This is a genomic window from Streptomyces sp. NPDC003248, from assembly GCF_055563235.1.
In genome coordinates, this window is the sequence record NZ_JBVHDT010000008.1 from 288135 (window position 1) to 300961 (window position 12827).

General features: G+C 75.2%; 12 protein-coding genes. All 12 read right to left on the minus strand.

The annotated features are described in order from the left end of the window. Positions 1–12 precede the first annotated feature (12 nt). The 12 genes from ACZ3KJ_RS21155 to ACZ3KJ_RS21210 all read right to left on the minus strand — a co-directional run bounded on the left by ACZ3KJ_RS21155 (position 13) and on the right by ACZ3KJ_RS21210 (position 12700). Positions 13–1059 (minus strand): NAD(P)-dependent alcohol dehydrogenase, encoded by a 1047-nt coding sequence (locus tag ACZ3KJ_RS21155; protein ID WP_467528974.1) that lies wholly within the window; start codon positions 1057–1059, stop codon positions 13–15. Positions 1060–1387: 328 nt separating this feature from the next. Beyond that, positions 1388–2794, minus strand: a complete 1407-nt coding sequence (locus ACZ3KJ_RS21160; RefSeq protein WP_467528976.1) for an MFS transporter — start codon at positions 2792–2794, stop codon at positions 1388–1390. Between the two features lie 72 nt (positions 2795–2866). Further along, positions 2867–3343 carry an allene oxide cyclase barrel-like domain-containing protein gene (locus tag ACZ3KJ_RS21165; protein ID WP_467528978.1) on the minus strand — a complete coding sequence of 159 codons (477 nt, stop codon included), beginning with the start codon at positions 3341–3343 and terminating at the stop codon, positions 2867–2869. A gap of 30 nt (positions 3344–3373) precedes the next feature. Further along, positions 3374–4426: a phenazine antibiotic biosynthesis protein gene (locus ACZ3KJ_RS21170; protein ID WP_467528980.1), complete on the minus strand. Its 1053-nt coding sequence runs from the start codon at positions 4424–4426 to the stop codon at positions 3374–3376. Between the two features lie 74 nt (positions 4427–4500). After that, positions 4501–5271, minus strand: coding sequence for an SDR family NAD(P)-dependent oxidoreductase (locus ACZ3KJ_RS21175; protein ID WP_467529088.1), 771 nt, complete (start codon positions 5269–5271; stop codon positions 4501–4503). A 69-nt stretch (positions 5272–5340) separates the two neighbouring features. After that, the gene (locus ACZ3KJ_RS21180) at positions 5341–6387 is read right to left on the minus strand and encodes an acyl-CoA synthetase family protein (RefSeq protein ID WP_467528982.1); all 1047 of its coding nucleotides are present in this window, start codon (positions 6385–6387) and stop codon (positions 5341–5343) included. Beyond that, on the minus strand, positions 6384–6659 hold the full coding sequence (locus ACZ3KJ_RS21185; RefSeq protein WP_467528984.1) for an acyl carrier protein: 276 nt from the start codon (positions 6657–6659) through the stop codon (positions 6384–6386). The genes ACZ3KJ_RS21180 and ACZ3KJ_RS21185 overlap by 4 nt, the downstream gene beginning before the upstream one ends. 1 nt (position 6660) lies before the next feature. Next, on the minus strand, positions 6661–7092 hold the full coding sequence (locus ACZ3KJ_RS21190) for a hypothetical protein (RefSeq protein WP_467528986.1): 432 nt from the start codon (positions 7090–7092) through the stop codon (positions 6661–6663). Between the two features lie 13 nt (positions 7093–7105). Continuing rightward, the gene (locus ACZ3KJ_RS21195; RefSeq protein ID WP_467528988.1) at positions 7106–8845 is read right to left on the minus strand and encodes a prenyltransferase/squalene oxidase repeat-containing protein; all 1740 of its coding nucleotides are present in this window, start codon (positions 8843–8845) and stop codon (positions 7106–7108) included. After that, on the minus strand, positions 8842–10167 hold the full coding sequence (locus ACZ3KJ_RS21200) for a phenylacetate--CoA ligase family protein (RefSeq protein ID WP_467528990.1): 1326 nt from the start codon (positions 10165–10167) through the stop codon (positions 8842–8844). The genes ACZ3KJ_RS21195 and ACZ3KJ_RS21200 overlap by 4 nt, the downstream gene beginning before the upstream one ends. Next, the gene (locus tag ACZ3KJ_RS21205) at positions 10164–11558 is read right to left on the minus strand and encodes an aldehyde dehydrogenase family protein (RefSeq protein ID WP_467528992.1); all 1395 of its coding nucleotides are present in this window, start codon (positions 11556–11558) and stop codon (positions 10164–10166) included. Before ACZ3KJ_RS21205 ends, ACZ3KJ_RS21200 begins: the two co-directional genes overlap by 4 nt. Beyond that, positions 11555–12700 carry a 3-deoxy-7-phosphoheptulonate synthase gene (locus tag ACZ3KJ_RS21210; RefSeq protein WP_467528994.1) on the minus strand — a complete coding sequence of 382 codons (1146 nt, stop codon included), beginning with the start codon at positions 12698–12700 and terminating at the stop codon, positions 11555–11557. The genes ACZ3KJ_RS21205 and ACZ3KJ_RS21210 overlap by 4 nt, the downstream gene beginning before the upstream one ends. Between the last annotated feature and the right edge of the window lie 127 nt (positions 12701–12827).

The window sequence follows — 12827 nt, forward strand, 5'->3', positions numbered from 1 at the left end:
GGGGGTACGCCGTCACGGGGCGGTGAGGGTGGCGATGTCGATGACGTAGCGGTAGCGGGCCTCGGCGAGCGTCTGCCACGCCTGCGGGACCCAGGAGGCGGGGATGGTCTCGATCTCGGCGCCGATGCCGTGCGCGGCGCAGAAGTCGAGCGTCTGCTGTGTCTCGCGGACGCTGCCGATGGACGATCCGGTGATCACCCGGCGGGCGTCGAGCAGCGAGAAGGTGTTGTACGAGGCGACGGGGTCGCTCGGGGCGCCGACGTTGACCAGGGTGCCGCCCAGGCCGAGCAGTCCCAGGCAGAGGTCCATGTCGAGGGGGGCCGGAATGGTGTTGAGGAGCAGGTCGAAGTGGCCGCCGAGCGCGGCGAGCTGCTGGTGGTCGCGGAGGTCGACGAAGCGGGTGGCGCCGAGGCGGCGGGCGTCGTCCGCCTTCTCCGGCGAGCGGCCCAGCAGGGTGACCTCGGCGCCCAGGACGGCGGCGATCCGCACGCCGAGGTGTCCGAGGCCGCCCATGCCGAGGACGCCGACGCGGGTGCCCGGGCCGGTCTGCCAGCGGCGCAGCGGTGAGTGGACGGTGACGCCGGCGCAGAGCAGCGGGGCGGCGCGGTCGAGGGCGAGCTGGTCCGGGATGCGCAGGACGAAGTGTTCCGGGACGACGATGGATCGGCTGTAGCCGCCCTGGGTCACCGTGCCGTCGCGGTCGCGGGCCGAGCAGGTCTTGACGAAGCCCTCGGCGCAGTACTGCTCCTCGCCCGCCGCGCAGGGGCCGCACTTGCCGCAGGAGCCGACCATGCAGCCGACGCCGACCCGGTCGCCGGGTGCCAGCGAGGTGACGGCGGCGCCGACCTCCGCGACCACGCCGGTGATCTCGTGGCCGGGGACGAGGGGGAAGATGGTCCCGCCCCAGTCGTCGTGGCCGAAGTGCAGGTCGGTGTGGCAGATGCCGCAGTACCGGATGTCGATGCGGACGTCGTCGTCGCGCGGGACGCGCCGCTCGATGGCGGTCACGGTGAACGGGGCGCCCTTGGCGGGCAGGGTGAGAGCGAGGCTGCTGGGCATGACGGATTCCCTTGGACTGGAAGGCAGTTACGTCGGGAAGCGCTCCGGGGCCGCGATGCCGTCCGGGGCACGATGGGCAGCCTGCCCGGGCGGGGGGAGGAGGCGCCATGGCGGCCCGGTGCAGCATGTTGTGCTGCACGTTGCTGCACCGGGCGACCGCCGTCGCCGGGGCCTGGCAGGCAGGGGGGCACGGCTCCGGGGCCCGGGCCGGCCCAGGCGGAAGCCCGGCCGGGCCCGCGCGGGCGGCCGGGCCCGGGCCGCACACCGCCGTCCCTCGAGGCGCCCCGCGCACCCGGACCCGGCGGCCCCCGCTCGACCGCCCCCTACTTCACTTCTCCCGCACCCGCCGAGGCAGCAGAGCCGTAGCCAGCACGGCGTTGGCCACCAGCAGGGCGGCCGCGAGGAGGAGGCTCTCGCGCATGCCCGGGGCGAAGTCCTTCGCCAGGAGTGCGCCGAAGACGGCGATGCTCAGGGCGCCGCCCGCCTGGCGGCTGGTGTTGAGGAGGGCCGCCGCCGTGCCGGCCCGTTCCGCGGCGACGCTGTCGAGCATCAGGGACGTCAGCGCCGGCATGGCGAGGGAGCCGCCGATGCCCAGCGGGATCATCGGCAGGGCGATCAGCCACCACGGTGTTCCCGCGCCCACGGCGGCCAGCCCGCAGCACCCGGCGGTGCCGACCAGCAGCCCGGCGACGACCACCGCGCGCGGGCCGTACCGCGCGACGGCCTTCGGCGAGAGGTAGTTGAAGTTGGCGGTGATCAGCGCCATCGGCACGAACATCAGCCCGGCCGAGAACGCCGACTGCCCCCGCTGGTCCTGGAAGAACAGGCTCAGCACGAAGACCCCTCCGTAGAAGGCGGCGTTGCAGGCGAAGCCCGCGACGACCGGCACGGTGACGCACCGCTCCCGGAACAGCCGCAGCGGCAGCATCGGGGCCTCGCGGCGTGCCTCGACAGCCACGAACCCGGCCCCGGCCAGCACCGCGACGCCCGCCGCGGCCGACACCGTCCCGGTGAAGCCGTGGTGCCCGCCCTCGATCACCGCGAACGTCAGCGCGGCCAGCGCCACCACCGCCAGCGCCTGCCCGGGCCAGTCGAAGACCGCCGGGCGGCGCGGCGAGTGCGGCGCCCGCAGCAGCGTCAGGAAGCCCGCGAGCCCGGCCGGCACGTTGAGGAAGAACACCGCCCGCCAGCTCCACTCCGTGGTGAGCAGCCCGCCCAGCACCGGCCCCGCGGCAATGGCGACGGCGCCGCCCACCGTCCACAGGGCGATGCCGCGCGCCCGCGCCTCCGGATCGGGGAAGGCGTGCCGGATCAGCGCCAGCGAGGTGGGCACCATCACCGCCGCCGCGCTGCCCTGCACCACCCGCGCGGCCGTCAGCGCCCCGAGCGAGGGCGCCACCCCGCAGGCCAGCGAGGCGGCGGTGAACACGACCAGCCCCCAGCCGAAGGCGCGGCGCGCGCCGACCGCGTCGGAGAGCGCGCCCGCGGACAGCATCAGCGCCGCGAACATCAGGGTGTAGCTGTCGGCCACCCACTGGAGCCCCGATAACGAGCCCCCCAGGTCGTCGCCGACCGCGGGCAGCGCGACGTTGACCCCGGAGACGTCGAGCGTGATCACGAAGAAGCCGAGGACGGCGGCGACCAGCGCCGCGGTGGCCGAGCCGGCCGGCTCCGTCCCCGTGGGCGTCGTACTCGTCGTGCGCCCGGTGCCCGTCCCGGACCTCGTAGTGCTCATCGGCACCGCTCCTCACCGCACCGTCCCGTCGGACGGGCTCTCGTCACAGCAGTCGTTCGCGAACGCGGGAGATCACCGGTCCAGCTCGATGTGGTAAGTCTCCTGCGGGGTCTGGATGTCGTTGCACGTCAGCTCCCCGGTGGCCCCACGGTAGGCGCCGGTCCCGCCGGTGACGGCCATCCGCACCGTATCCGCGCCCTTGGTCCACAGGGACTGCGCGGTGATCTGGCCCTCCGGCAGTTGCACCGACAGCACGCAGTTGGTGGTGATCCGCTCGCCGTCCACCCGGGTCACCTGGCAGGAGCTGCCGTCCTCGCCGACGCGCCGCCCGTCGCGGTAGAGCGTGTCCGCGTAGACGAACTCGTCGCCGACGCTGAGCCCGGGGTCGCCGACGTCCGTCTGTACGACGCCGTCGTTGCCTATGGCCAGGTCGATGACCGTCGGCGAGGACGTGGCCCGCGCCGTGGCGGCCGGGAAGGCGGACAGGGTCAGGGTCAGCGCGCCGGCGCCCAGGGCGGCGGCGAACAGGGCTGGTTTCTTCTTCGGCATGGGGATTCCTCACACGTGTCCGGGGCGGCGCTAGTAGACGCCCTCGATGAGCTTGCGGCCGTCCGCCTCGGCCACCGGGTGGATGTCCTTCAGGGAGTCCCCGGCGCCGCCCGGGCCGGGGACGCGGGTGGCCAGGTCGCGTTCCAGGCTGTTGGGGACGAGCCCGTACCGGGTGAGGTGGTTCATGACCACGGCGCCCTCCGACCCGTAGGGGACCGGCTCACCGGTGGCGGGATCGACCACCCGGTACAGCACGTAGGGGGCGTAGGAGTCGAAGACCACCTCCCCCGTGCCCTCGGGGTCGGGCCGCTGCACGGTGCCGCTGAGCACGGACGTGCTGCCGTACGACCCCCGGAACCGGGCCTTCGGGTACAGCTCGGTGGCGAGGTGGTCCAGGGTGTCGGGGTCCATGTGCGCCCCGGTCCAGATGATCAGGCGCACCTTCTCCTGGATCAGGGCGCGGACCGAGGGGCGTTCGGACATCCGGGTCAGCAGCGGGGGCGTGGTGATCAGGAAGGCGATGTCCTGGGAGCGCAGGACCAGTTCGGCCTGGTCGACGAGGTGGTCGACGTAGGCGGCGGCACCGGCGGTGTCGCCCTCGGCCAGCAGCCGCTTCACCCAGCGCGGGTCCAGGTCGACGGCGAACCGGATGCCGTTCCTGGCCCGCGCGATCCGCCGGGAGTACTCGCCGAGCATGTGCGGGCCGCTGGGCGCCACGGCCAGCGCGTGCCCGGTGCCGTCGTCGGGGTAGTGGTGGTTCTCCCAGGCCATGTACTGCTCGAACCACCCCTCGAACATGACGAAGCGTTTGGGCGCCCCGGTGGTGCCGCCGCTCTCGTACACGGCGCACACCTCCTCCGTGTCGTCCAGGCCCCGGGGGATGAGGTCCTCGACCGGCACGTCCCGGAGTTCGTCGACCAGGTTGGGGAACCTCAGCAGGTCGTCGACGCCCCGTACGTCCTCCACCGGGTCGAAGTCGAGCCGGTTCCGGCGCTCCACCCAGTAGCGGGAGCCCGTCGCCGGATCGAAGTGCCAGCGCATCATCGCCCTGACGTGCGCGTCGGCTTGTTCCTGGGCGTTCATGGCGGATCACCGCGCTTTCTCGGTCGTGGTCGCGTGCGCGGGGCACGCGGTGGGCGGGCGGTACGGCGCGGCGGTCAGACGCCGTGCAGCGAACCGCCGTTGATCTGGAGGATCTGGGAGGTGATGTAGGCGCCGGGCGGCGAGCACAGGTAGTGGCCGAGTTCCGCGACGTCCACCGGATCGCCCGGGCGGCCCAGGACGGTCTGGCCGATCAGCGTCTTCTCCCGGGCGGCGGGCAGCGCGCCGCCGAACAGGTCGGTCCCGGCGACGTAGCCCGGCGCGATGGCGTTGACGCTGATCCGGCGCGGCCCGAGCCGGGTGGCGAGCAGGTGGACGTAGGAGTGCAGGGCCGCCTTCGCCGCGCCGTAGCCGCCCGTGCCGCCGGAGCCCCGGTAGGCGGCGATGGAGCTGTACAGCACGATGCCGCCGCCGTCCGTCATCGACGGGACCAGCGCCTCCACGGCGACGACGGCGGTCACGACGTTGGCGCGGTAGGCCCCCTCCCACTCGGTCAGGACGGCGGCCACGTCGCCCGCGTCCGGGTCGGCGGGCGGCGGCACGGCACCGGCGCAGCACAGCAGGGCGCCGACCGGCAGCCCGGTCGCCCCGGCCCGGTCCCGCAGGGTCTTGGCCGCGTCGGCGTCGGACAGGTCGAGCGGGAGCGTCTCCACGTCGGCTCCCGGCACGCTCGCCTCGATCTCCCGCGCCGCCCGGACGAGCCGTTCCTCGTGCCGGGCGACCATGAGCACCTTGTCGCGCGTCCCGGACGCGCCGTCGTTCTCCGTGTGTTCGGCGAAGCGCTTCGCCGTGGCCTTGCCGATGCCGGCGCTCGCGCCGGTCACCACGATCAACCTGGACAGAATCGATCCCTCCCGAGGTGCGAAGACGTGACTGGGTTCCGTGGGCCCGTGGCGTCACGGCGGTGCGGCCGCGAACAGGGCCGCCCGGTCCGGTTTCCCGCCGGCGGTTCTCGGTACCGCCGCCAGTTCCACGATCCTGGACGGACGCGGGAAGCCCCGCAGGGCGTCCTGGACGTCCGCCGTGTCCACCCCGGCGGCGCGGCCGGCCCAGAAGACGACGTATCCCTCGCCGCCGAGCGGGTCGCCGGTCCAGGGCAGTGCCACGCACTCCGCCCGGGGCAGCAGCGTGGCCAACCGCTCGTCGACCCGGGCGAGGTGGACCTTGACGCCGTTCACCTTGATCAGGGAGCCGCTGCGGCCGACGAGCCGGAAGGCGCGGGGTGCGGTGAACCGCACCAGGTCGCCGGTGGCCCAGTGGGCGGGCGGCCGGGACGCGCCGTCCGGGCGGGCCAGCCGGGGTCCGGCGACCACGAGTTCCGCCGCCTGCCCGGCCGGTGCCGCGCCGTCCCCGGCCAGGGTGACGTCGGGGAGCAGCCGCCAGGGGGCCGCCGCCTCGCCCTCGGGGGTCACCGGCCGGTGGGCGATGCCGCCGGTCTCGGTGGAGCCCAGCAGTTCGTGGGCGCGCAGCAGCGGCGCGGCCCGACGGACCAGCCGGTGGGCGGCGGGCGGCGGGGCCGCCGCGCTGTGCAGGGCGACGACCGAGCGGGCCCGCTCCCAGGTGCTCAGGTGGCGCCGCAGCAGTTCCCAGGTCATCGGCAGGCAGACGACCAGTACGCGGGCGCCCGCCGGGACGGGCGGGGGGCGCAGCGGCTGCCGCCACGCCTGGTGGACGGGGACGCCCGCCGTGCGGGGCAGCCACTGCCCGAACAGCGCGCCGAACAGGTGGCGCGGCGGCGCGTAGTTGACCACGTGGTCGACGGGGCCGAGCAGGTGCGTGCCGATCAGCTCGACCTCGCGCGCCATCTGCTCGGGCCGCCGCCACCAGCGGCGGGCGACCCCGGTGCTGCCGGACGTCTCGAACGGCAGGTCGCCGCCGGGGCCGCCGGGCGCCTCCCGCGCGGTCGGGCCGCAGGGTCCGTGGGGGGCCGGGCGCACGGTCATGCCGCCTGGTCCTCGACGCGTTCGCGCACGTACTCCGTGGTCCGGTCGAGCGTGCTGAACTGGTAGCGCACGTCGTCGCCCACGAAGTCCACCTCGATGCCGAACGCGGCCTCCACGGCGTTGACGTACTCCAGGGCTGCCAGGCTGTCGAAGCCCGGCAGCGCGTCGGCCAGGTCGGCGTCGCCGGGCAGGGCGCGGGCGGCCTCGCCGAACCGCTGCTCCAGGAGGGCGACCAGGCGGGCGCTGATGTCGGTGGGGTTGAGGGTCTGCATGTCACTGGCCTTTCTGTGGGCCTCGGCCGGCCGGTACGGCGTCGGCACTGGTCATCGATCCCGCGTCCAGGTAGAACATCCGGCCGGGTTCGGTGGGCTCGAAGCGGACGGTGAGGTGCGCGCCGTCCCCGTCCAGGCCGAGGGCCTGCCGCACCTCGTCGGCGAGGGCGGCCCGGTAGGCGTGGTCGCGGTCGGGGTGGACGCGGCACACGACCGACGCCCAGCGCGGGCGGGAGCGGTCGTCCGTGCCGTCCTGCCAGGTGGTCAGCGGTACGCCGCCGGTGAAGTACGCCATGGGCTCGGCGGTGCGGAAGGAGACCACCACGTGCGCGGTCGCGGAGCCCCGCGCGGTCAGCCACCGGGTCAGGCGCAGCGCCGTCCGCAGCCGCGCGGAGGGGGTCAGCGGGTCGCTGGTCACTTCGACTGTCGGCATCGGCGGCCGCCTCTCAGGACAGGGCCAGCGGCGGGAGCGCGTGCCGCCCGGACGACAGCCGCAGCTCCAGGCGGTTTCCGAGGCAGTCGGCGAGCGGGCCGCCGCTCGTGGCCATCAGGGGGGTCCAGGCGAACCGGTGGTCCGCCGTCCGTACGCTGTCCAGGAAGCGGGCCAGGTGCCCGGGGTCCCAGGCGATCCCGAACGCGTCCGCCGCCAGCGTGGCCTCGTAGGTGCTCAGCAGGTCGGGGACGCGGTGGTTGTCGTTGCCGTACCCGCCGCCGCGCACCCGGTGCCGGGCCAGGGCCTCCTCGACGGGGGCGCGGTCGGCCCCGGCGGTGAGCCGCAGGGCCCGCAGCGCCTGGAGGGTGGCGCGCAGCGTGGGCTTGCCGCCGGGCACGTCGGCGTACTGGCCGGGTGCCCGCTCACAGCTCGACAGGTATCCGGCGATCCCGCGCCGGGCGGCGGCGTCGGTGCTGCCGGTGACGGCGAGGATCTCGGCGGCCGCACAGGTCGACACGGTGTCGGAGGCGCGGCCCTCCCAGTAGCCGAAGCCTCCGTCGGGGTTCTGGATGGCGCCGGTGAGCCAGCGGGCGATCCCGGCTCGGGCGGCGGTGTCGTCGGCGAAGGCGCCCGCGGCCAGGGCCCAGAGGGTGCAGCGCACCTCGCTGCCCCGGCCGGGCATGTACATCACGCCCTGCTCGTTGGGCAGCACGCAGCTCTCCGTCCAGCGCAGGGCGGTCCGCGCCGCGTCGTCCGCGAGCCGCCCGGAGAGCAGGTGGGCGGAGGTGGTGAGCACGTCGGAGGCCAGCTCGGGGGGACGGTAGGTGAAGCCGCCCTGAGCCGTCCGGAACGACAGCACGGCGGCGACCACGTGGTCGGCGAGGCCCGTCAGGTCGGCGCCGAGTTCCCGCAGCGCGCCCACGCCGCAGAACGCGGCCCACACGTCGGGGACGGGGTAGCCGGGCCAGCGGGTGAAGGAGCCGCCGGGCCGCAGCCGGGCCGTGATCCAGGCGACGCACCCGACGGGGTCCCGGGGGCTCTCCCCGAGTCGGTTCAGGGCGCTGACGGCCCGGAAGGTCGCCCACAGGCACTCCGTGGCGTCCCCGGCCCGGAAGGTGAAGCCGCCGCCCGCGCCCTGCCGGTCCCGCAGCCACCGCACGAGCCGGTCGCGGTCCCAGGGCAGCGGGCCCCGGCCGCCGGTGGCGGTGTGCCAGGCGGTCACGGCGTAGTAGCAGGCCCGGGCGTCGGAGGTGCCGTCCTTGGCGTGGGCGGGGCTCCACGCCAGTCCCCCGTCCGCGGCCTGGAGCGCCCCGAGCCAGTCGGTCAGCTCCGCGGGCGGGCGTTCGCCGTGGATCTCGACGAGGACGCGGACGGCGTAGTAGGTGGCCCACACGTCCGCCGTCTGACCGGGCGTCATGGCGTAGCCGCCGTCCGGGTGGGCGGCCGAGCGCACCCAGTCGCCGCTGGAGGCGCGGGCGGTGCCCCGGGCGTCGGCGGGCAGGTCGGCCAGGGCCTGGGTGCAGTAGTAGGTGGCCCAGGCGTCGGAGTTCATGCCGGCCGACCACGCGTAGCCGCCGTCGGCGTTCTGCCGGGAGGCGAGGAAGGCGGCCACCTCGCCGGGGCGGGGCAGGTCGGCGGTGCGGCCGAGCCAGGACAGGGTGCGCACCGCCGCGTAGGTGCACCACAGGTCCGACTCGCCCGTCACGACTCCGGAGGACCCGCGCAGCACGTCGTACGTCTGCTGGGACGTCATACCGGCGCCCCCTCCCCCACGACCCGGAAGTTGGAGCGCTTCCAGCTCTTCTGGGAGCCGCCGCTCTTCGTCGTCACCGGCAGCCGGTTGACGAAGCGGACCTCGTCCCAGCGGAAGCCCAGGCGGCGGCTGGTGAGCTGCTGGATGAGGGCGTCGCGCCCGGTCTCGGCGTCCCGGTCGGTGCCCGGTTCGCGCTCCAGCAGCAGCCGGGCCCAGCTCCCGTCCTCGACGGTCTCGATCAGGTAGCCCATGACGCCGCTGTCCGCGTACACCACGCCCTCGAGGTCGCGGGTGCGCACCCGGCTGCCCTTGATCCGGGTGCCGTCGCTGTCCCGGCCGTGCACGGTCACCGCCGGGGCGTCGTCGCCGCAGGGGCAGTCGCCGGTCAGGGAGACCTCGTCGCCCATGTCGAGGCGGAGCAGGGGGCGGGCGTCGTTGTTCAGGGGGGTGACGACCAGCCTGCCGTCGCGGCCGGCCTCGGCGGGCCGGACGGTGTCGCCGTCGGCGATCTCGAAGTAGTTGGCGCCGCGCAGCAGGTGCAGCCGGTCCTCGGCGCAGCAGACGGCCAGCGTGCCGCTCTCGGTGCTGCCGTAACTGGCGTCGTAGACGCGGGCGTTCCACCAGCGGCCGGTCATCGCGCGCAGCTCGGGGGTGCTCACCTCGCCGAGCAGCATGAGCAGGTCCACGCTGGCGGACAGCTTCGGCAACAGTCCGCGCCGCTTGAGCACCTGGGTGAGTTCCAGCAGCACGCCGGGCGCCACGAACAGCGTCGTGGGCCGGAACACCTCCCACAGCCCGATGATGCGGTCCCAGTCGGAGATGCCGGTGGTGTAGGGGTAGGCCTTGACGTGCGGGACCTGGAGGAACTCGCAGACCCCGACCATCAGGTCGGCCACCGGCACGATGTCCGAGGGCAGCAGGATCAGCGCCCGGTGGCCGTGGTCCGCCAGCATCGGGCGCCACGCCTCGGCGACGGAGACGGTGTTGGCGATCATGTCCCGGGCAGTGCGGGGCGTGGGCGTGGGCACCCCGGTGGTCCCCGTGGTCTGGTAGTACTTCAGGCCCGCGTCGACCGGTACCCGCAGATAGGCGAGGGGGCGGGCCTTGAGCGCGTCCTTGGACGTGGTGGGCAGGTCCCGGAAGGCGGCCGCCGAGTACGGGCCGAGGGCGGCGTAGGCGGGCGTCTGCCGGGCGCGCTCCCAGACCTCGGTCAGCTTGGCGGCGTAGTGGGCGTCGGCGGCGCCGGGGTCGCGGCGGGGGGCGGTCACCTCCCGCTGGATCCGCTCCATGAAGTCGAGGCCGCTCCTGGAATGTATCTTCACGTGTCGCTCCTCTTCTCGTCGGCGTGGGCCAGGCCCTTGGCGCGCATCAGGAACTCCCCGAGGAACCCGTCGTGCGGTACGTCGGGGTGGGTCCAGGAGGTCGGCCGGCCCCGGTAGACGTTGGAGACCGAGGGGAGGCCGAGGGCCCGGTCGAGCAGGGCCGGGTCGGCGGTGTGCAGGGAGAGCACCAGGGAGTCGTCGAGGCTGTCGGTGGCGGCACGGTCGAAGGGCGCCACCCACACGCAGGGGAACGGCAGCTCCAGGCCCAGCAGGGGGTGGCGGGCGGCGGGCAGTTCGACGACCGCGGGCGTCACGGCCGACAGGGTGCCCGGCCCGCCGAGCGGGTGCGCCCGGGGCGCCAGGCGGACCGTCGCGCCCGCGTCCGCCGCCCGGTCCAGGACCGCCGCCACCAGGCGTTCGGCCTGCTCCAGCGGCAGGCAGGGCAGGACGGCGGCGTCGTCCTCGGGCGGCGCGGGCCGTACGTCGGCGAGCGCGGCCGCCAGCGCCCCCGCGAACTCCGTGACCTCCCGTTCGACGAGTACGCCCGTGGTGGCGGTGCACGCGGTGCCCGCGTGGTACAGGGCGCCGGTGCGGGCGAGTTCGAGTCCGGTGGTGCGGTCGGCGTCGGAGGCGACGACCAGCTTGGAGCGGCCGGGGCCCTGGGTGCGTACGTCGGCGCGGTCGCGGTACCGGTCCACGACGGCCTGGCCGCCGTAGACCACGGCGCGGTCGGCGCGGTCGGCGAGCAGGTCCGCCGTGGTGTGCTCGCACGGCACCAGGACGAGCTGGTCCTCGGGCAGGCCCGCCCGGCGCAGGGCCAGCACCAGCCGCCGGGGGGTGAGCGGATCGCGCTGGGAGGGGCGGACGGCGACCCGGTAGCCCAGCGCGAGCGCCTCGGGCCACAGGGCGTGCACGCCCGGGCTGTTGCCCGCCGCCTGGACGGCGAGGACGTCACCGGCGCGGCACCAGACGGCACCGGCGGACGGCGCCTCGGCGGCCGGGACGCCGGGCGGGGAGCAGCCCGCGGGGCGTGCCGCGTCCCACGCCCGACCCGCGTCGCGCAGGGTCGCCGTGATCAGCCGGTCGCACTCCCGCACGACCGTGACGGGGGTGCCGGTCAGCCGGGCCACGCGCTGTTCGTGGGCGGCGAGGTCGTCGCCGAGGACGTCCTGGTACTCGAAGACGTCGGCGGCCTTGGCGAGCACGGCCGCCGTCTCCGCGACGGGCGGCGGGGTGCTGCCGCGCAGCCGGTCGATCCAGTCGGTGGCGACCAGGCCCGGTACCAGGGCCAGTTCGAGCGCGGGGGTGCCCGAGGCGTCGGTCACCGTGGTGCGCTTCCTGGTGCGGTAGGGACCGGAGGGTCCCAGTGCGGGGATGTCCGGCACGCTCACTTCTGCTCTCCCTCCGGTCGGCGGACCGGGGCCGGCGCGGTGCGGCGGCGGCTGCGGGCGGCGGCGGCGAGGTCGGCCAGGACGTCGACGGTGGCGTCCCAGCCCATGCAGGCGTCGGTGACGCTCTGTCCGAACACCGGTACGCCGGCGCCGAGTTCCTGGCGGCCGGGGACGAGGAAGCCCTCCAGCATCACACCGCGCACGTCCGTGTCACCGGCCGCGACCTCGGCGCCTATCTCGCGGGCGACCTGGGCCTGCCGTACGTGGTCCTTGCCGCTGTTGCCGTGGCTGGCGTCGATGACGAGGCCGGTCGGCAGCCCGGCGGCGGCCAGCAGGGCGACCGCTCCGCGCACGTCGCCGGGGCGGTAGTTGGGCCGGCCCGCGCCGCCGCGCAGCACCACGTGGCAGTCCGGGTTGCCGCTGGTGCGCAGCGTGCCGGGGCGGCCGTTCCGGTCCAGGCCCAGGTAGGCGTGGGGCACGGCCGCGCAGCGCACGGCGTCGACGGCGACGCCCACGGAGCCGGTGCTGCCGTTCTTCATGCCGACGGGCATGGGCAGCCCGCTGGCCAGTTGCCGGTGGACCTGGCTCTCCACCGTGCGGGCGCCGATGGCTCCCCAGGAGATCAGGTCGGCCAGGTAGGCCGGGACGGCCGGGCTGAGCCACTCGGTGGCGATGGGCAGCCCCTGCTCGGCGACGGCCAGCATCAGGGACCGGGCGGTGCGCAGCCCCCGGTCGAGGTCGTGGCTGCCGTCCAGGGCGGGGTCGGGGAGCAGCCCGGTCCAGCCGACCGTGGTGCGGGGCTTCTCGACGTACACCCGCATGACGACGGCGAGGTCGTCGGCGAGCCGGTCGGCCTGGGCGCGCAGTGCGGTGGCGTAGGCGAGCCCGGCGTCGACGTCGTGGATGGAGCAGGGTCCGACCACCACGAGCAGGCGGTCGTCCTCTTTGCGCAGGACGCGGCGGGTGAGGGCGCGGCCGGCGTGCACCGACCGGGCGGCGGCCGGGGTGAGCGGCAGCGCGCGCAGGAGTTCGGCGGGGGTGCACGTGGCGTACGACCGGTGGTGGCCGCCTATGCCGTCGGGCGGGACGTGCTCGGTGCGTGCGTCGGGTCGTCGCTCGGTCGGCAGGTGCAGACTCTGCATCGTTCCTCAATCCGTTCCGGTCGGCGCGGCGGAGTGCGCCGACGACGAATCGTGCGGGCGGCCCTCGCAGGCCCCGGGCAGTTCCGCGCGGACGGCCGCCGGCCGGGAGACGGGGGCCCGGCGCGGG